Below are 16,724 nucleotides of genomic sequence, written 5' to 3' on the forward strand. Positions count from 1 at the left end.
GAAACTTTTGCGGCGGAATGCTACGCCGCGAAGCCGCGCTTCGCCAGCGCGACGAAAGACCACGCATCTGCGATGGAATAAACCGCAGCGAGCGGACCAGCGTTGCAATAATGGCCCTCGCATTGTCGGCAAAGTCGCCTTCTCAAGGCCTGTGCACTGCATTATCCTGTCGGCAACCCATCGGAGGAAACCATGAAGAAAATTGTTGGCCGGCTGGCCGGGGCGCTGCTGGCGCTGGTCCTGACGTCAGGCTTTGCCGCAGCGCAAAGCAAGGTCACCATCGCGATCGGGGGCGGGTCCTGCCTGTGCTATCTGCCGACGGTGCTGGCCAGGCAGCTCGGCGAATACGAAAAAGCCGGCCTTGCCGTCGAGCTGGTCGATCTCAAGGGCGGCTCGGATGCACTGAAGGCCGTGCTGGGCGGCAGCGCCGACGTGGTTTCCGGCTATTTCGACCATTGCGTCAATCTGGCGGCCAAGAAGCAGGAACTGGTGTCGTTCGTGGTCTATGACCGCTATCCGGGGCTGGTGCTTGTCGTGTCGCCCTCGCACAACAAGGAAATCAACTCGATCAAGGATCTCGCCGGCAAGAAGGTCGGCGTCAGCGCGCCGGGATCCTCGACCGATTTCTTCCTGAAGTATCTGCTCAAGAAAAACGGCCTCGATCCGACCAGCGCCTCGGTGATCGGCGTCGGCCTTGGCGCCACCGCTGTCGCGGCGATGCAGCAGGGCCAGATCGACGCGGCCGTGATGCTGGATCCATCGGTCACGGTGCTGCAGGGCAGCTATCCCGACCTCAAGATCCTCAGCGACACCCGCACGCAAAAGGATACGCTCGAAGTGTTCGGCGGCGAATATCCGGGCGGCTCGCTCTACACCACGGCGGCATGGATCAAATCCCACGAGAAGGAAGTGCAGGCTTTGACCACGGCGATCGTCAACACGCTGACCTGGATTCACTCCCATTCGCCGGAAGAGATCATGGCGAAAATGCCGGAAGAGATCGTCGGCAAGAACAAGGAGCTGTATCTGGCGGCGCTGAAGAACACGATCCCGATGTATTCGCTGAACGGCAAGATGGACCCGAAGGGCGCGGATGCGGTGCTGGCGGTGTTCAGCGAAAGCTCACCCGAGGTGGCAAAAGCCAACATCGACGTCACCAAGACCTACACCAACAAATATGTCGATCAGGTCAAGAAGACGACCGGATCGATCGCCAAATAACACGTGAAATAGTGCGTGACGCAATGTCGGAAGTGATGCGGCGATGAATGGCACGACGCCACCGGTCATTCATCGCGTTACCTCGCTCGATCTGCCGGTCGAATCCTGGTCCTGGCCGTTCGCCGCCGTGCGGCGGGCGGAGATCGACGCGCATTTTGCGCAGGCGCAGCGCGACCAACCGCAACTGTGGAACGGGCGCGTGCTGCTCGGACGCCATCCGGTCTTTGCTGGCAGTCACCTCACGGCCAGCTATTTCGAGGCCGATTTCGCGAGCTTCCTGGCCTGGCGTGACTGGGGCTTTCCGGACCGGGACGTGTTCAACGGTTTTGGGATGGGCGCGCTGCGCTGCGCCGACGGCGCGTTCGTGCTCGGCGAGATGGGCCAGCACACCTCCAACGCCGGACGAATCTATTTTCCGTCAGGCACGCCCGACCTCGACGACGTCAGGGATGGTGCGCTCGACATATCCGGCAGCGTGGCGCGCGAGCTCGAGGAAGAAACCGGTCTCGTGCCGGGGGAATACCGGAGCGATCCGGATTGGCACTGCGTCTACACCGGCCCGGCGCTGGCGATGATCCGGCTGTTGCACGTCGATATGTCGGGCGAGGCATTGCGCAGCCGGATCGAGGCCAATCTCGCCTTGCAGCAATCGCCCGAATTATCGGCCATTCATCTGGTGCGCGGAACGCGCGATCTCACCTCAGCGATGCCACGCTTCGTGACGGCGTTCATTGAGGCGCAATTTGCGGCGTAGCGAGGACATGGGTCGAGCGCTTCGTGTTACGACACGTGGCGCTTTTTCTTTTTATTGGCGCCCGCCTTCTTGACGATTGCTCTTTTCGTTGGCGTGATTGCGACCGTGCCGGCCAATCGTCGCTCGGCGGCGGCGGTCCTCCGGCTCGACAGTTTGAATTTGGTGTAGCCAAGCACCCGCTCCATCGCGATCCGCGCCTTCTCGGCGTCGCCGCTCTCGATCGCGCGTGCGGCGGCGGCATGGTTGGGCAAATTGTCCCGGAACCAGCCGGCGCTGCCCACCGCGACAATGAAAACCGTGCTCAGGATGGTGTCGATGGCGCCACGGAAGCCTTGCAGCACCGGGTTGTGCGTGGCGTCGAGGATCGCGAGATGAAACGCCTTGTCCGCGGCGATGGTGCTCGCCTGATCCTGAGCGGTTTCCATCGCGGCCAAAGCCGCATTAATGCGCCAGCGGTCGTTCTTGGTGGCGCGCTCGGCGGCGAGCGCTGCGGCCGCCGGCTCGATGATCGAGCGGACTTCCTGGATTGCCAGCAGAAGATCGCGGCCCGGCTCGTCCTTGCCGACCAGCCAGCTCAGAACGTCGCGGTCGAGCAGGCTCCATTCACTGCGCGGCAGCACGTGGGTGCCATGCCGGGGGCGGACGCTGACCAGTCCTTTGGCGGCGAGCGTCTTGATGGCCTCCCGCACCACGCCGCGTCCGACGCCGAAGCGGGTTTCGAGATCCGGCTCCGGTGGCAGGGCCGCTCCGACCGGAATGAGATCCTGCGCGATTTCGCGGCCGAGTGTCGTGAGCACGTTGCGAATGCGCCCCGGCTTGACACGCTTGTCGGCGCTCTTCGGCTTGGCCACCTCCTTCTCCTCTTGACGTTGTTGAGATTTGGCTGAGATTTGCGATTTGCTAGCATGGGTGATGTATGCTAGCAATCATCCGATGTTTAACATCCGATGATTGAGCGGCTGCGCGCATCGGTTGTGCTGCGACTGATATTTTTTTGGATGCCGAGGTGCCGCGACAGTGTAACCTCGGTTATTGCCTTGACATCACACGGCGCTACCCGTGTGATGTCGAAAAAAGATACGACAAAAACAAAAAGGTGCATCGCACCATATACAGGGAGGATTTGATGCCGGGGCACAAGGTTGCGCGCCTGTTTGTCGGGCTGTCCGCCGCGGTGGCGGTGCTGGGGATGGCGGTTGCCGCCGAAGCTCAGGAAAAGAAAATCAAGATCGGCGTGATCTACGACCTGACCGGCCCGCTCGCCGGCGGCGGTTCCGAGCTGCAATACACCGGCGCCAAGATCATGCTCGACCATTTCAGCAAGACCGGCGTCGAAGGCTACAAGATCGAGGCGGTCTACGCCGACGCGCAGAGCAAGCCCGATGTCGCCATCAACGAGGCGATCCGCCTCGTCGAGCAGGAAAAGGTCGACATGCTGCTCGGTTTCTTCTCGTCGGCGCAGTGCGTGCCGGTGGCCGCCCGCGTCGAGCAGCTGAAGAAGTTCATGTGGATCACCACCTGCATTTCCTCGGCGGTGCTCGCCGACAAGAATTTCAAATATATCTTCCGTCCGCAGGCCAGTGGCGATCAGTTCGGCCTGATGACGATGGATTTCATCGCCCAGAACTCCAAGGAAAAGTTCGGCAAGGAGCCGAAGGACCTGCGGGTTGCGATCATCCATGAAGACGGCGCCTATGGCGTCGACGTGTCGAAGGGTAACGAGGCGGGCGCCAAGAAGGCCGGCTTCAACGTCGTCCTGAAGGAGGGCTATTCCGCCACCGCGCCGGATCTTTCCGCGCTCGTCACCAAGCTGAAGCGCGGCCGGCCCGACGTGGTCTTCCATACGGGCTACAACCCGGACATTACGCTGCTGCTGCGCCAGGCGCGCGAGCAGGGCCTGAAATTCGGCGCGCTGGTCGGCCATGGCGCGGGCTACGGCGTCTACGAGAAGCTGAAGGAAGGCCTCGGCGCCGACGTCAACTACGTCTTCAACACCGATCCGATCTCGATCTGGCTTGCCAACCAGAAGTCGATGGATCCGAAGCTGCCGCCGATGATCAAGATGGTGGGCGAGGAATTCGACAAGGCCAAGCCCGGCGTCGCCATCCGTTCCGCCCATGTCGGCATGGCCGCGTCCAACACCTACGTATTCATGACCGAGGTGCTGCCGCGCGCGATCAAGAAGTATGGCGGCGTCGATCCCGAGGCGTTGCGCAAGGCCTCGCTCGAAGTCGATTTGCCGGAAGGCGGCACCATGCTCGGCTTCGGTGTCAAGTTCTACGGCGAAGGCCAGCAGATGGCCGGCCAGAACGAACGCTCGTTCCCGGTGGTGATCCAGTATGTCGACGACAAGTCGTATGTGGTGTGGCCGAAGAGCCAGGCGCAACGCGAGGCCGTGTTGCCCCTGCCGAAGGGCACCACCTTCAGCAGCCAGTAGGTTAGCGGAGTATCTGGGGTGCTGACGGTGAACGGGTTGGTGAAGCGCTTCGGCGGCTTCACCGCGGTCAACAACGTATCGTTCCGGGTCGAACAGGGCGAGATTCTCGGCCTGATCGGGCCGAACGGCTCCGGCAAGAGCACGATCTTCAACATGCTGTCGGGCACGCTGGTCCCGACCGCCGGCTCGATTTTGTTCGACGGCGCGGAGATCGCGGGCGTCGCGCCGCATCGCATTATCAACCGCGGCATCGGCCGCACCTTCCAGATCCCGCGACCGTTTCACCGGCTCAGCATCTTCGAAAACGTGGCGCTGGCCGGTTACTACGGCCAGGGCAGCCACAGCCGCGCCAAGGCCAATGAGGCCGCCGAAAAGGCGCTTCACATGGTCGGCCTGACCACCGATCGCCATGCCACCGTCGACGGCCTCGGGGCCGCCGGCCTGAAGAAGCTCGAACTTGCGAAAGCGCTGGCGACCGGGCCGAAACTTCTGCTTGCCGACGAAAGCCTCGGCGGCCTCGACGAGAAAGAGATGGATGCTGCGGCGGACATGCTGCGCAAGATCCGCGACGAACTCGGCATCACCATCATCTGGGTCGAGCACATCATGGGCGTGCTGATGCGCGTCGTCGATCGCGTCATGGTGCTCGACCACGGCGAAAAGATTTCCGAAGGCTTGCCGAGTGCGGTGTCGAGCGATCCCCGCGTGATCGAGGTCTATCTCGGCACCGATGCGGATTCGACTCTGGCCGCGGCCGGGGAAGCGCGCCGGCGGGCAGGGGACTAGGCATGCTCGAATTGAAATCGGTCGATGCGGGTTACGGCACTTTCCAGGCGTTGTTCGGCGTCAGCCTCGACGTCAAGGCGGGCGAGGCGGTCGGCGTGATCGGCCCCAACGGCGCCGGCAAGACCACGCTGATGCGGGTGATCTCCGGCCTGATCCGGCCCACCAGAGGCTCGATCTCGATGGAAGGCACCGACGTGCTGGCGACCCCGGCGCATCGCATCGTCAGCCTTGGCATCGCCCACGTGCCGGAAAACCGCCGGCTGTTTCCGCGGCTCACGGTCGACGACAATCTGAAGATGGGCGCCTACATGGAAGGCGCCCGCGCCAAATATGCCGAGCGGCTGGAATTCGTGTTCGACCTGTTTCCGCGTATGAAGGAACGCCGCAGCCAGATGGCGGGCACCATGTCGGGCGGCGAACAGCAGATGTGCGCGATCGGCCGCGCGCTGATGTCGAACCCGAAACTGCTGCTGCTCGACGAGCCGTCGGCAGGGCTGGCGCCCGTCGTGGTGCAGCAGGTGTTCGAACTGGTGAAGCGGATCCGCGCCAGCGGGCTGACGGTGCTGATCGTCGAGCAGAACGTGCAGCAGGTGCTAAAGGTGGTCGACCGCGCCTACCTGCTCGAGGCCGGCAGCATCCGCGCGTCGGGCACCTCGGCCGAGATGATGAGCAACGACACCATCAAGCAGGCATATCTCGGTGTGTAGCGTGATGACATTGGGTCGAACGGCAAAGGAACTGCGCTCCCTCTCCCGCGCTTGCGGGGGAGGGGTGGGGTGGGGGTGTCGCCGCGAGTCACACTATTCGTGTGGAAAGAGTTTCCCCCACCCGGCACGCTTGCGCGTGCCGACCTCCCCCGCAAGCGGGAGAGGTGAAGCGAAGCTGGGATAGGGCAAAGCGATGCAGGGATTTCTCGACGTCTTCGACATCTATCTGCTGGAAGCCGTGGTCAACGGCATCCTGCTCGGCGGGGTGCTGGCGCTATTGGCGCTCGGGCTCAATTTGATCTTCGGCGTCATCGACGTGACCTGGATCTGCTATGCCGAGCTGGTCATGATCGGCATGTACGGCATGTACTATCTGGTCCAGTTTTACGGCCTGCCGTACTGGGCGGCGGCGCCGCTGACCATTTTGCTGGTGGCGCTGCTGGGGGCAGCATTGCACTACATCGTGATCGCGCCGCTGCTCACCGCGCCGCCGATCAACCAGCTGCTCGCCACCGGCGGCGTGCTGTTCATCCTGCAGAGCTTTGCCACTGTCGCCTTCGGCATCGACTTCCGCAATCTCGGCATCCGCCTGCCGGTACTGGCGCTCGGCGAGATGCACTTCAGCTATTCGCGGCTGTTGTCCTTTGCCGCAGCCCTGATCGGCATGGTCAGCGTCTATTTCTTCATGACCCGCACCTATACCGGCACCGCGATCCGCGCCATCTCGCAGGATCGCCAGATCATGTCGTTGATGGGCGTCGACACCAAGCGCATCTATCTCGTCACCTCGGCGCTGGGCGGGGCGCTGGCGGGGCTGGCTGCCTGTCTCCTCGTGTTGCAATACGACGTGCATCCTTTTGTCGGCCTGTCGTTCGGGCCGATCACCTTCCTGATCTGCGTGCTCGGCGGGCTCGGCAACTTTGTGGGCGGCTTCATCGCGGCGTTCGTGTTCGCCGAGATCATTTCGCTCGGCGGCCTGTTCTCCGACCTCGAATGGGGCTACGTGCTCGCCTTCGCCTTCTTCATCGTCATGATGTTCATCCGGCCCGCGGGCCTATTCGCGAGGCGCTCGTGAACGCGCGAACCATTGCCTGGGTCGTCGGAATAGCGGCGCTGATCGCGCTGCCCTTCGTCTATCGCCAGCCCTATCATCTGCACATCCTGGTGCTGATCCTGATCTGGTCGTTCGCCTATACGTCGTGGTCGATCATGGGCCGCTTCGGCCTGGTGTCGCTCGGCCATGGCGGCTTCATGGGGGTCGGCGCCTATGTCACGGCGTTGCTCTGGAACCATCTCGGCGTCTCGCCGTGGATCGGCATTCCGCTCAGCATGGTGTGCGCGGGTTTGCTCGCGGTCATCGTCGCCTATCCCTGCTTCCGCTACCGCATCACCGGGCACTATTTCGTGCTGGTGACGCTGGCGCTGTCCGGCATCGTGCTGCAGGTCATCACCGCGACGCGCGACTACACCGGCGGCTCGCTCGGCTACACGCCGAACCGCACCAAGGGCAGCCAGTTGCTGGCGCTGCAGTTCGACGACAAGACGACGTGGTATCTGATCGCGCTGTTCGTCTGGGTGGTCGGACTTCTGATCTGGCAATGGGTCGACCGCAGCATGAGCCGCTACGCCATGGAGGCGATCTCGGACGACGAGGACGCGGCGGCCGCCGCCGGCGTCAACGTGACCTTCGAAAAGCTCAAGATCACCATCATCAGTGCGCTGATGACGGCGCTCGCGGGCGCGCTGTACTGCCAGTACCAGATGTTCATCTCGCCCGACACGGTCAGCGGCATTGCGGTGTCGCTGCAGATGGTGTTCGCCGTCATCGTCGGCGGCGTCTACGTGTCGTTCGGGCCGACGGTCGGCGCCATCATCACGATCCTGCTTGCCGAATTTCTGCGCATCTGGTTCGGGACCAAGGCGGTGGGCTGGGACAACCTCGTTTACGGCGTGCTGCTGGTGCTGTTCATCATATTCCTTCCCAAGGGCATTCTTGGTAGCGTCATGGATCGGTTCAAGACGCAACCCAAGAAGTCTGGGGAACAGAAGCCCGTAGCCTCATGAGCAATAAATCACAGCAACCGCTTGGCGACACCCTAAAACCCTTTGTCGCCCCGTTTCGCGTTGACGGAACGGGCGAATTTCACCTGAAATCGCACAAGACCAGCGAGAAGGGTGGTCTCGACAAGGACAAGGGCGAGAAGATCATCGAGGCCAACCGCAAGCGGCTGAGCGATTATCAGGAAAAGCTTTACGCGCAGGACAATTGGTCGATGCTTCTGGTGTTTCAGGGCATGGACGCCGCCGGCAAGGACTCGGCGATCAAGAGCGTGTTCGACGGCATCAACCCGCAGGGCTGCGAGGTCACGTCGTTCAAGCAGCCATCGACCAGGGAGCTCGACCACGATTTTCTCTGGCGCAGCATGATCGCGCTGCCCGAGCGCGGCCGGATCGGCATCTTCAACCGCTCCTATTACGAGGAATGCCTTGTCGTGCGCGTGCACACCGAGATTCTCGGCAAGCAGAAGATTCCGAAAAAGCTGGTGACTGGGAATATCTGGCGCGAACGGTTCGAGGATATCTCGGCCATGGAGCGTTACCTCGCGCGCAACGGCACCGTGATCCTGAAATTCTTCCTCAACATCTCCAGGGAAGAGCAGCGCGAGCGCTTTCTCGCCCGGCTGGACGAGCCCGCCAAGAACTGGAAGTTCTCGCTGGCCGATATTGCCGAGCGCAAGCTGTGGGCAAAGTACCAGGCCGCCTATCAGGACATGATCCGTCACACGTCGGCGCGCCACGCGCCATGGCATGTGGTGCCGGCCGACCACAAATGGTTCGCCCGCGTCGTGATCGGCTCGACCATCGTCAGCGCGCTCGACAGGCTGGATTTGCGTTTTCCCGAGGTCGACAAGGCCGACCGCAGCGAGTTCAAGCAGGTGCGTGAGGCGCTGCTGGCGGAGGAGAAGGGTGAGGGAAAGGTTGCGAAGAAGTAGAAGCAGGATGGGTAGAGCGCAGCGAAACCCATCGAGGCTTCCGCGGGTGAGATGATGGGTTTCGCTTTCGCTCCCATCCTACTGACCCTTCAGTCCCGACCGCCCTCCAGGCCATACTCCCGGTAGATCGTCTCCGGGTCGGTTTGTGGGAACAACCGGCACTTCGCCTGGGCCAGATGCAGACCCTCGCTACCGGGGGCGCAGCCGGCAATCAGGAGTTTTCGGAGATCTTCCATATGGGGTCGCGGCTGAATCTTCTCCGGAAGCTGTTCGAGCGCGACCAGGGCCGTGGCGAGTGCCTGGGTCACCACCCACTCATCATGGCCCGTAACCCCCTTCTTTGGCATGAGACAGCCTCCTGTCGGATCGGTACCCGGCAGCTTACGTCCATAAACCGGCTTTACGCAAAAGTTGAGGCAGGGGCCTCGCGCAGCAAAGCACCTTTACGCTGTGCGCCCCGTCAGGTCCGATCGGGTTTGCCGCCTTCGCCTTCATCGCTCTCGTCCTTGACGAGCGTCAGGAGGCGCAACGTCAGGAAGGTAAACACGGCGACCGTGACGGCGACGTCATAACTTCCGAGCCCAACGGAAACGCCGATCGCGCCGGTCGCCCACAGGCTTGCCGCGGTCGCGGTGCCGTGAACAGAGGTGCCCTGTTTGAGAATGGCGCCGCCGCCAATGAAGCCGATGCCGGTAATCAGCCCTTCGATGACTTTCGCCATGCCGTCGGGGGAGTGCACGAGCAGGTTTTCGCTGGCTTGCACGAAGCCGCAACTGGCCAGGGCGACGAGCGGAAACGTCCTTAAGCCGGCGCTTCGTGCGCGCTTCTCGCGATCCCAGCCGATCGGCACCGCGAGCGCGAAGGCGGCGGCCAGCGCAATAAAGTGACTACCGATCTGAAACCTGTCCAACCGCGTGCCCCGTCCATGAACCGATCATCGGTCATACAGTCGGCATCCGCGCATCACCATGCGGCTTTAAGCGCTCAGGGATGGGTGGAACAAATGTGGCATACGCGTAAGGCGTATCCGCGGCGCTCAACCCCGGTGCAGCGGTTGTGTGATCGCGGACGTTTGGATGTGCAACTGCCGAACCGTTGTGAGCGTTGCAAACAGAACCGCAAGGCCAAAGGCCGCCAGCAAGGTCAGCAGGAGAAACCGAGGGCTCATGCGCCGCTCCATTTTACAAATCTCCACCCTGGCTAAAGATGGTTCTCGCGGCCTGGCTTTCAACCCGGCGCAACGACCGGGAGAGGGGAGGCCGACCCCTCGCGGCTGCGTGTCCGGGGGATGCTGAGGGCAGGACGCCGTTTACCCTGCGGCGCTTTTGCCCCGTTAGGTCATCTATCCTGACCATCTTTTGGCATTGCGGCCGGCCATATTTCTCGTCTAGAACGGCCATGGAACGTGGTCCCGGCAACGAACTGTCAATGGTTTTGGCTAAGGATTTCGTCTCCTCAAGGGTCTGGCAATGCTGATTCGCAGCGAAAATGTTGGAGTTCAGGTTGGATCGGCCTCGGCCGTTCGTACCTGCGCGATTCCGGCTGCGTCCTTGCCCACCCTCCTTATTGGCGGGCTTCTGCTTCTTATCGGCCCCTGAGGGCCGTCTGGGCGGTTGCGCCTGGGCACTCAGGGGTTGCGTGAGATCAAGGAACCCTTCAGCGCCCAAAAACGGCGCACCACCCAAAGGAAGTTGCAGATGACCACAGCCAATAAGTCCGAGAAGGACCGCGTAATCGTATTCGACACCACCTTGCGCGACGGCGAGCAGTGCCCCGGCGCCACCATGACGTTCGAGGAAAAGATCGAGATCGCCGAGATGCTCGACGACATGGGCGTCGATGTCATCGAGGCCGGCTTCCCGATCACCTCCGAAGGCGACTTCCAGGCGGTCAGCGAGATCGCCCGCCGCTCCAAGAACTCTGTCATCGCAGGTCTGTCGCGCGCCAATCCGAAGGACATCGACCGCTGCGCCGAAGCGGTGAAATTCGCCAGGCGCGGCCGCGTCCATACCGTGATCGCGACCTCGCCGCTGCACATGCGCGTCAAGCTGAACATGACGCCCGAGCAGGTGATGGAGCTCTCGATCGCCAACGTCACCCGCGCCCGCAACCAGATCGACGACGTCGAATGGTCGGCCGAGGATGCCACCCGCAGCGAGATGGATTATCTCTGCCGCATCGTCGAGGCTGTGATCAAGGCCGGCGCCACCACGGTCAACATTCCGGACACCGTCGGCTACACCACGCCCGAGGAATACACCCGCTTCATGCGCACGCTGATCGAGCGGGTGCCGAATTCCGACAAGGCGGTCTTCTCCGTGCACTGCCACAACGACCTCGGCATGGCCGTGGCGAATTCGCTGGCCGGCATCGCCGGCGGCGCGCGCCAGATCGAATGCACCGTCAACGGCATCGGCGAGCGGGCCGGCAACGCCGCGCTGGAAGAAGTCGTGATGGCGATGAACGTCCGCAATGACGTGTTTCCGTGGTGGAACAAGATCGACACCACAATGCTGACGCGGGCCTCGAAACTGGTGTCGGCGGCGACCTCGTTCCCGGTGCAGTACAACAAGGCGATCGTTGGCCGTAACGCGTTTGCCCATGAAAGCGGCATCCATCAGGACGGCGTGCTGAAGGACGCCTCGACCTACGAGATCATGCGCCCCGAGATGATCGGCCTGAAGAAGTCGTCGCTGGTGCTCGGCAAGCATTCCGGACGTCATGCCTTCGTGCACAAGCTGGAGGAGATGGGCTACAAGCTCGGCGCCAACCAGCTGGAAGACGCCTTCGTGCGGATGAAGGCGCTGGCCGACCGCAAGAAGGACATCTACGACGAGGACATCGAGGCGCTGGTCGATCAGGAAATCGCCAACTCGCATGACCGCATCAAGCTGACGTCGCTGACGGTCATCGCGGGCACCCATGGGCCGCAGCGCGCCACCATGAAGCTCGACATTGGCGGCCAGACCAAGATCGAGGAGGCCGAAGGCAATGGCCCGGTCGATGCGGTGTTCAACTGCATCAAGGCGCTGGTGCCGCACGAGGCCAAGCTCGAGCTGTACCAGGTCCACGCGGTCACGGAAGGCACCGACGCGCAAGCCGAGGTCTCGGTGCGGCTCGCCCATGAAGGCCGCTCGATGACCTCCAAGGCGTCAGATCCGGATACGCTGGTGGCTTCGGCAAAAGCCTATCTCGGCGCGCTCAACAAGATCGTCATGAAGCGCGAGCGCGACATGCCGTCGTCGGCCGTCGCGAGCTGACGGCGCTAGTTGCGCCGTCATTCCGGGGCGCGAAGCGAACCCGGAACCTCGAGATTCCCCGGTGCGCAATTGCGCACCTGAGGTTCGTCCTTCGGACGCCCTGGAATGACGGCGAATGAAATGGGAGAAAACGAAACGCGGCGCCCTCGGCGCCGCGTTTTTGCTTTGCCCTCGGGTCGAGCGCACTCGCTCGCTTACACCGTGATTCCGGTCACAGCACAAACATCCGGTTTTGGTCAGCCTCGATGCCGACCCTCGACGATCTCAGTCCCTTGGATGGGCGTCGGGGGATGGACGGCCTATTGAAGGAGACAATGATGGCCAACATGCAAGCAATTGTGAACGCCGACGGCCTTGCGCCGTTGCCGGATGCCAAGCTGGACCAGGTCAGCGGCGGCTGGTTTCCCTTCATCGCCTTGGGCGTTGCATTGGGAATTGGCTACTGCATCGTGGATGGAACGCTCGACCCGAAGCCCGGCCCGAAGGGAGATTTCCCGATCGGCCCAAAGAACGTCGGTTGATCGGTCCGCCAAGGTTGCCGAAGCGACGCCGTGCCCAACAGGGTGCGGCGTCGTGCGTTTGAGCGTCGCGAGACGTCGCGACTGGTGTAAGCGCGCTCTACTTCCGGCTGGCGCTGGGCAGCTGGACCGGGACGTGCGGCGAGGTGCTGATCACCCGGGTGCTGCCGTCCGAATAGGTCGGGCTCCGCTCGGCCTCGCTCCGGAGGGTTTCCAACAGTAGAAAGAATTTTTCTGAAAGCATGGCGTGTTCCACTTCGTTGAGGATGCCACCGCTGGTCTGGTGAAATTGCTTGTTCAGTAACGCCTCAGTATGCCTGACAATGGTTTCAGGAAGTGTTCGCCAGATCACTAAAATGGCTTTGTTGGTGGACAGAATTGTTTCATCAAAGCCGGTCTGCAAAAAACCTATCACGGAAACGCGACGGCCGGCGCCCGTAAGAACCCGGTGATCTAGCTCGCATCAAGCCGCCGTCTTGCGGCCCCTCACCATCAGGACGAACAGGACGGCGAGGCCCGACGTCACCGTGTACATCGTGAACGCGTTCAGATAGCCGATCATCATCGACTGGCGGCCGATCTCTTTTGCCACCTTGGCAAGGCCCGGCACGGTGTCGAAATTCCACCCGCCGGTCAGGCCCGGCGTCGTCAGCGCGCGGTTATAGGGTGAGATCATCTCGGTCATCCGGCTGTAATTGGCGCCTGAGGTACGCACGATTTCGGCGATCGACAGCGAGATGAAAAAGCTCGATCCGATATTGCGCAGCAAATGGAAGATCGCGGACGCTTCAGCATAATGCTTGGCGTCCAGCGTGCCGAACGCCACCGCCGTGATCGGCACCCAGACGACGCCGACGGCAAATCCCTGGATCATGCTGTTGATCACCAGGATCTCCATCGTGACGTTGAGGTCGAAGGTCAGCATCCACAGCCCCGCCACGGTCTGCAGGCCAAAGCCGAAGGCCATGGTGAGGCGCGGATCGAGCCGGTTCATCAAGCCGGCGATCATGAAGCCGACCAGCATTCCGAGGCCGCGCGATCCGATCACCTGTCCGACCAGGGCGTCGGGATAACCGGCCTGCTGCTGCAGCAGCGGCGGCAGCAGCACCATCGGCGTGAAGTTCAGCATGCCGTAGATCGTCACCAGCGCCAGCCCGATCGCATAATTGCGGTCGGTCAGGAGTTTCAGGTTCACGAACGGATTGCGGGCGCCGAGGCTGTGAATGAGGAAAACATAGAACGCGATGCCCGCAATCAGGCATTCGACCACGATCTCGGTCGAGTCGAACCAGTCCAGCCGCGGCCCGCGCGCGAGCACCAGCTGGATGGCCGCCAGCGCGGTCGCCAGCGCGATGAAGCCGGTCCAGTCGAAGCGGACCTTGGTCAACTGGTTGTCGGAAGGCAGCGTCCAGGCCATACCGATCGTGGATGCAATCCCGATCGGCACCAGCATGTAGAACGACCAGCGCCAGCTATGCGCCTCGGCGAGATAGCCGCCGTACACCGGGCCGAACACCGGCGCGACCGCGACCGCCATGCCGAAGATCGACATCACCATCGAATGCTGGCGGCGCGGAAAGGTCGCAAACAGGATCGACTGCGACAGCGGTATCACCGGCGCGCCCGCGCCGCCCTGCAGGATGCGCCACAGCACCAGCGTCTCGAGCGATTGCGCCATGCCGCAGAGCAGCGTCGCCAGCGTGAACCATCCGACCGACCACACCATGACGCGTTTGCTGCCGAAGCGGGACACCAGCCAGCCCGTCATCGGCGTCACCACCGCGGTCGCCAGGATGTTGAAGGTCATCACCCAGGCGACCTCGTCCTGGGTCGCCGACAGCGCGCCCTGCATCTGCGGCAGGATGGTCGACGTCGTCAGCAGCGCCGTGCCGTACAGCGAAGAGCCGAGCACGACCGTCATCAGCGTCAAATATCGCTGCGCCGTGGACATGGTCCCGGCAGGGTCCTCGGCCTCCATGCTGGTGGAACTCAGGGTGATGTCCCTTGCGGCAGCTGATGTCAGATACTAACCTAGCTTACTAATTTCAGGGCGGCCACAACAGCGCCATGCCGAATACCGACGAATATATTGGGGTTGTGATTTCGGACGTTGCCCGCCTGTTGCGGACCGAGTTCGATCGCCGCGTGCGCCGCCTCGGCATCACGCGGGCACAATGGCTGGTGTTGACCCGCCTGCACCGCCGTCCCGGCGCCTCGCATTCCGAACTGGCCGAGATGATGGAGGTCGAGAAGGCCACCGCCGGCCGCATGATCGACCGGCTGGTGGCTAATGGCTGGGTCGAGCGCCGCACGCAAGCGGACGACCGCCGCGTCAAGCGTGTGTATCTGACCAAGGAGGCCGAGCGGGTCCACAAGCGGATCTGGCGTATCGCCGAGGATACGGTCGATGCCGGGCTCGCCGATCTCGCCGGGCCCGAACGCAAACAGCTGATGGCTTTGTTGCAGCGCATCAAGAAAACCCTGGTATCGGCGGATGGCGGCGAGGCCGCGCGGGGCGAGTTGGCGACGGCCCCGCGAAAGCGAGTTCCATTGGCGACGGTCCGGCTCAATGGCAGGGCCGCGCCATGACCAAACGGATGAAGCGATTGGCGCTGATCGGCGTGCCCCTGTTGGTTCTGGTGGGCGCGCTCGCCTTCTGGCTGCAGGGCGGCCGCCACATCTCGACCGAGAACGCGTTCGTCAAGGCGGACATCGCCCAGATCGCCAGCGAGGTTCAGGGCCGTATCACCGAGTTGCGGATCCGCGATCATTCGGCCGTCGCCGCCGGCGACGTGCTGCTTCGCCTCGATCCGACGCAATACCAATTGGCGCTCGCCAAGGCCGAAGCGGAAATTGATTCCGCGCGCGCCGCCGTCGAGCAGCTCAAGGCCAGCCTGCGCGAGATCCGGGCCGAGACAAAGGAGGCGGAGAACAAGCTGGCGTATCTGCAGTCCCTGGCCAGGCGCCAGCGTGAATTGTCCGGACGCGGCGTCGCCTCGACCGCGAAGGTCGAGCAGACCAACAGCGAGGAGCAGGAAGGCGAAGATCGCGTCGCCGTGCTGCACCAGCGCATCGCGCGCGTCGAGGCAGCCCTCGGCGGCAAGCCCGACCGGCCGACGGATCAGTTCGCGGCGGTGCGCGAAAAACTGGCGGTGCGCGATCGTGCCGCGCTCGACCTTGCCTATACCGAGATCAAGGCGCCGAAGGCGGGCGTGGTGGTTAATTTCAAGCTGCAGCTCGGCGAGCAGGTCAAGGCGCAGACGCCGCTGTTCGCGCTGGTCACCGACCGCAGGCCCTGGCTGGAGGCCAACTTCAAGGAGACCGACCTGACCTATGTGACGGTGGGGCAGAAGGCCAAGGTCGTGCTGGATATGCATCCCGACGTTACCTGGGACGCCGTGGTGGAGAGCATCAGCCCGGCGACCGGCGCGGAGTTTGCGATCCTGCCGGCGCAAAACGCCTCGGGCAATTGGGTCAAGGTCGTGCAGCGCCTGCCGGTGCGGCTGCAGCTGGTTGAACGATCAGGCGAGCCGCCGCTGCGCGCCGGCATGACCGCCTATGTCAGCATCGACACAAGGCGCGCCCGCAGCCTCGCAAGGCTGCTCGGCGGCGGACCTGCGGTTGCGGCGAATCCTGCGACGCAAGAGACCAGCAAGTCGGAATAACGCGGATCAACGCGCGCTGCCCTGGCCCGTCCGGCAGGAAGGGCGCGCCGGGCATTCGTGATATTCGTCACGGCAGCAATCCTTGCAGCACCCTAACGTTGCAGTCGTTCGAGGTCGGGAATTCCCCCGCCGATATGGGAGCGCGACATGAGCAAGGAAATCAACGAACTGACCATGGACGAGCTCGATGCCGTGAACGGTGGCGCAGTCACCGTCGTCGTCGACAAGGGCTACGTCGGAATCGAAATTACGGTTGGAGGCTACGGGTTTGGGGTCTGGGTTACCGGTGGCTCGCTCTGCGGCGCCCTGTTTACGCCGGGGCACCGTGGCGGGACCTGCATCCCATAATCGCAGTATGCGTGACGCCGTGGGCTGGTCTGCTG

18 protein-coding genes are annotated in these 16,724 nt (G+C 62.9%); 13 read left to right on the forward strand and 5 right to left on the reverse strand.

Translation table 11 applies throughout. The annotated features are described in order from the left end of the window. The first annotated feature begins 192 nt into the window (after positions 1-192). Both JQ629_RS29100 and JQ629_RS29105 read left to right on the forward strand, forming a co-directional pair. Entirely contained in the window at positions 193-1,221 is a 1,029-nt protein-coding gene (locus JQ629_RS29100) for an ABC transporter substrate-binding protein (protein WP_212415528.1), read from the forward strand. Positions 1,222-1,264: 43 nt separating this feature from the next. Continuing rightward, complete coding sequence (locus tag JQ629_RS29105; RefSeq protein ID WP_212415529.1) at positions 1,265-1,975, forward strand: NUDIX hydrolase; 711 nt, start codon at positions 1,265-1,267, stop codon at positions 1,973-1,975. 26 nt (positions 1,976-2,001) lie between these two features. On the opposite strand, the gene JQ629_RS29110 is transcribed toward JQ629_RS29105, so the two are convergent. Further along, entirely contained in the window at positions 2,002-2,826 is an 825-nt protein-coding gene (locus tag JQ629_RS29110) for a FadR/GntR family transcriptional regulator (RefSeq protein WP_212415530.1), read from the reverse strand. A gap of 275 nt (positions 2,827-3,101) precedes the next feature. Here JQ629_RS29110 and JQ629_RS29115 point away from each other — a divergent pair, with 275 nt between their 5' ends. The 6 genes from JQ629_RS29115 to JQ629_RS29140 all read left to right on the forward strand — a co-directional run bounded on the left by JQ629_RS29115 (position 3,102) and on the right by JQ629_RS29140 (position 8,898). Further along, positions 3,102-4,412 carry an ABC transporter substrate-binding protein gene (locus tag JQ629_RS29115; protein WP_212389904.1) on the forward strand — a complete coding sequence of 437 codons (1,311 nt, stop codon included), beginning with the start codon at positions 3,102-3,104 and terminating at the stop codon, positions 4,410-4,412. 18 nt (positions 4,413-4,430) lie between these two features. Next, a complete protein-coding gene (locus tag JQ629_RS29120) occupies positions 4,431-5,198 on the forward strand; it encodes an ABC transporter ATP-binding protein (protein WP_192737950.1) in 768 nt (255 codons plus the stop codon). A gap of 2 nt (positions 5,199-5,200) precedes the next feature. Beyond that, positions 5,201-5,905 (forward strand): ABC transporter ATP-binding protein, encoded by a 705-nt coding sequence (locus JQ629_RS29125; protein WP_212415531.1) that lies wholly within the window; start codon positions 5,201-5,203, stop codon positions 5,903-5,905. A gap of 193 nt (positions 5,906-6,098) precedes the next feature. After that, positions 6,099-6,980 carry a branched-chain amino acid ABC transporter permease gene (locus JQ629_RS29130; RefSeq protein WP_212415532.1) on the forward strand — a complete coding sequence of 294 codons (882 nt, stop codon included), beginning with the start codon at positions 6,099-6,101 and terminating at the stop codon, positions 6,978-6,980. Next, positions 6,977-7,969 (forward strand): branched-chain amino acid ABC transporter permease, encoded by a 993-nt coding sequence (locus tag JQ629_RS29135; protein WP_349628870.1) that lies wholly within the window; start codon positions 6,977-6,979, stop codon positions 7,967-7,969. The genes JQ629_RS29130 and JQ629_RS29135 overlap by 4 nt, the downstream gene beginning before the upstream one ends. Beyond that, the gene (locus JQ629_RS29140) at positions 7,966-8,898 is read left to right on the forward strand and encodes a polyphosphate kinase 2 family protein (RefSeq protein WP_212415533.1); all 933 of its coding nucleotides are present in this window, start codon (positions 7,966-7,968) and stop codon (positions 8,896-8,898) included. The genes JQ629_RS29135 and JQ629_RS29140 overlap by 4 nt, the downstream gene beginning before the upstream one ends. A gap of 89 nt (positions 8,899-8,987) precedes the next feature. Here the strand turns inward: JQ629_RS29140 and JQ629_RS29145 are convergent, their stop codons facing one another. Together JQ629_RS29145 and JQ629_RS29150 are read right to left on the reverse strand one after the other, a co-directional pair. After that, the gene (locus tag JQ629_RS29145) at positions 8,988-9,245 is read right to left on the reverse strand and encodes a hypothetical protein (RefSeq protein WP_192737945.1); all 258 of its coding nucleotides are present in this window, start codon (positions 9,243-9,245) and stop codon (positions 8,988-8,990) included. 113 nt (positions 9,246-9,358) lie between these two features. After that, a complete protein-coding gene (locus JQ629_RS29150; protein ID WP_212415534.1) occupies positions 9,359-9,808 on the reverse strand; it encodes an MgtC/SapB family protein in 450 nt (149 codons plus the stop codon). A gap of 787 nt (positions 9,809-10,595) precedes the next feature. Between JQ629_RS29150 and JQ629_RS29155 the strand changes: the two genes are divergently transcribed. Together JQ629_RS29155 and JQ629_RS29160 are read left to right on the forward strand one after the other, a co-directional pair. Then, positions 10,596-12,158, forward strand: a complete 1,563-nt coding sequence (locus JQ629_RS29155) for a 2-isopropylmalate synthase (protein WP_212389900.1) — start codon at positions 10,596-10,598, stop codon at positions 12,156-12,158. A gap of 245 nt (positions 12,159-12,403) precedes the next feature. Next, complete coding sequence (locus JQ629_RS29160; protein WP_212415535.1) at positions 12,404-12,679, forward strand: hypothetical protein; 276 nt, start codon at positions 12,404-12,406, stop codon at positions 12,677-12,679. Positions 12,680-12,776: 97 nt separating this feature from the next. On the opposite strand, the gene JQ629_RS29165 is transcribed toward JQ629_RS29160, so the two are convergent. Then, positions 12,777-13,079, reverse strand: coding sequence for a hypothetical protein (locus JQ629_RS29165; protein WP_212415536.1), 303 nt, complete (start codon positions 13,077-13,079; stop codon positions 12,777-12,779). Between the two features lie 60 nt (positions 13,080-13,139). Further along, the gene (locus JQ629_RS29170; protein ID WP_212415537.1) at positions 13,140-14,627 is read right to left on the reverse strand and encodes a DHA2 family efflux MFS transporter permease subunit; all 1,488 of its coding nucleotides are present in this window, start codon (positions 14,625-14,627) and stop codon (positions 13,140-13,142) included. Positions 14,628-14,743: 116 nt separating this feature from the next. Between JQ629_RS29170 and JQ629_RS29175 the strand changes: the two genes are divergently transcribed. The 3 genes from JQ629_RS29175 (at position 14,744) to JQ629_RS29185 (ending at position 16,689) form a co-directional block, all read left to right on the forward strand. Next, positions 14,744-15,265, forward strand: a complete 522-nt coding sequence (locus tag JQ629_RS29175) for a MarR family winged helix-turn-helix transcriptional regulator (protein WP_212415538.1) — start codon at positions 14,744-14,746, stop codon at positions 15,263-15,265. After that, positions 15,262-16,341: an HlyD family secretion protein gene (locus JQ629_RS29180; RefSeq protein WP_212415539.1), complete on the forward strand. Its 1,080-nt coding sequence runs from the start codon at positions 15,262-15,264 to the stop codon at positions 16,339-16,341. The genes JQ629_RS29175 and JQ629_RS29180 overlap by 4 nt, the downstream gene beginning before the upstream one ends. Before the next feature lie 147 nt (positions 16,342-16,488). Beyond that, positions 16,489-16,689 carry a hypothetical protein gene (locus JQ629_RS29185; protein ID WP_212266556.1) on the forward strand — a complete coding sequence of 67 codons (201 nt, stop codon included), beginning with the start codon at positions 16,489-16,491 and terminating at the stop codon, positions 16,687-16,689. Positions 16,690-16,724: the final 35 nt, after the last annotated feature.

The organism is Bradyrhizobium sp. AUGA SZCCT0222, assembly GCF_018130205.1.
Classification (GTDB): domain Bacteria; phylum Pseudomonadota; class Alphaproteobacteria; order Rhizobiales; family Xanthobacteraceae; genus Bradyrhizobium.

Bases quoted from the DNA above. Each gene is read 5' to 3' on its own strand.
- JQ629_RS29155 (WP_212389900.1), top strand. From the start codon at position 10,596: ATGACCACAGCCAATAAGTCCGAGAAGGACCGCGTAATCGTATTCGAC.
- JQ629_RS29130 (WP_212415532.1), top strand. From the start codon at position 6,099: ATGCAGGGATTTCTCGACGTCTTCGACATCTATCTGCTGGAAGCCGTG.
- JQ629_RS29170 (WP_212415537.1), bottom strand. From the start codon at position 14,627: ATGTCCACGGCGCAGCGATATTTGACGCTGATGACGGTCGTGCTCGGC.
- JQ629_RS29175 (WP_212415538.1), top strand. From the start codon at position 14,744: ATGCCGAATACCGACGAATATATTGGGGTTGTGATTTCGGACGTTGCC.
- JQ629_RS29115 (WP_212389904.1), top strand. From the start codon at position 3,102: ATGCCGGGGCACAAGGTTGCGCGCCTGTTTGTCGGGCTGTCCGCCGCG.
- JQ629_RS29185 (WP_212266556.1), top strand. From the start codon at position 16,489: ATGAGCAAGGAAATCAACGAACTGACCATGGACGAGCTCGATGCCGTG.
- JQ629_RS29140 (WP_212415533.1), top strand. From the start codon at position 7,966: ATGAGCAATAAATCACAGCAACCGCTTGGCGACACCCTAAAACCCTTT.
- JQ629_RS29100 (WP_212415528.1), top strand. From the start codon at position 193: ATGAAGAAAATTGTTGGCCGGCTGGCCGGGGCGCTGCTGGCGCTGGTC.
- JQ629_RS29125 (WP_212415531.1), top strand. From the start codon at position 5,201: ATGCTCGAATTGAAATCGGTCGATGCGGGTTACGGCACTTTCCAGGCG.
- JQ629_RS29180 (WP_212415539.1), top strand. From the start codon at position 15,262: ATGACCAAACGGATGAAGCGATTGGCGCTGATCGGCGTGCCCCTGTTG.
- JQ629_RS29145 (WP_192737945.1), bottom strand. From the start codon at position 9,245: ATGCCAAAGAAGGGGGTTACGGGCCATGATGAGTGGGTGGTGACCCAG.
- JQ629_RS29105 (WP_212415529.1), top strand. From the start codon at position 1,265: ATGAATGGCACGACGCCACCGGTCATTCATCGCGTTACCTCGCTCGAT.
- JQ629_RS29160 (WP_212415535.1), top strand. From the start codon at position 12,404: ATGCCGACCCTCGACGATCTCAGTCCCTTGGATGGGCGTCGGGGGATG.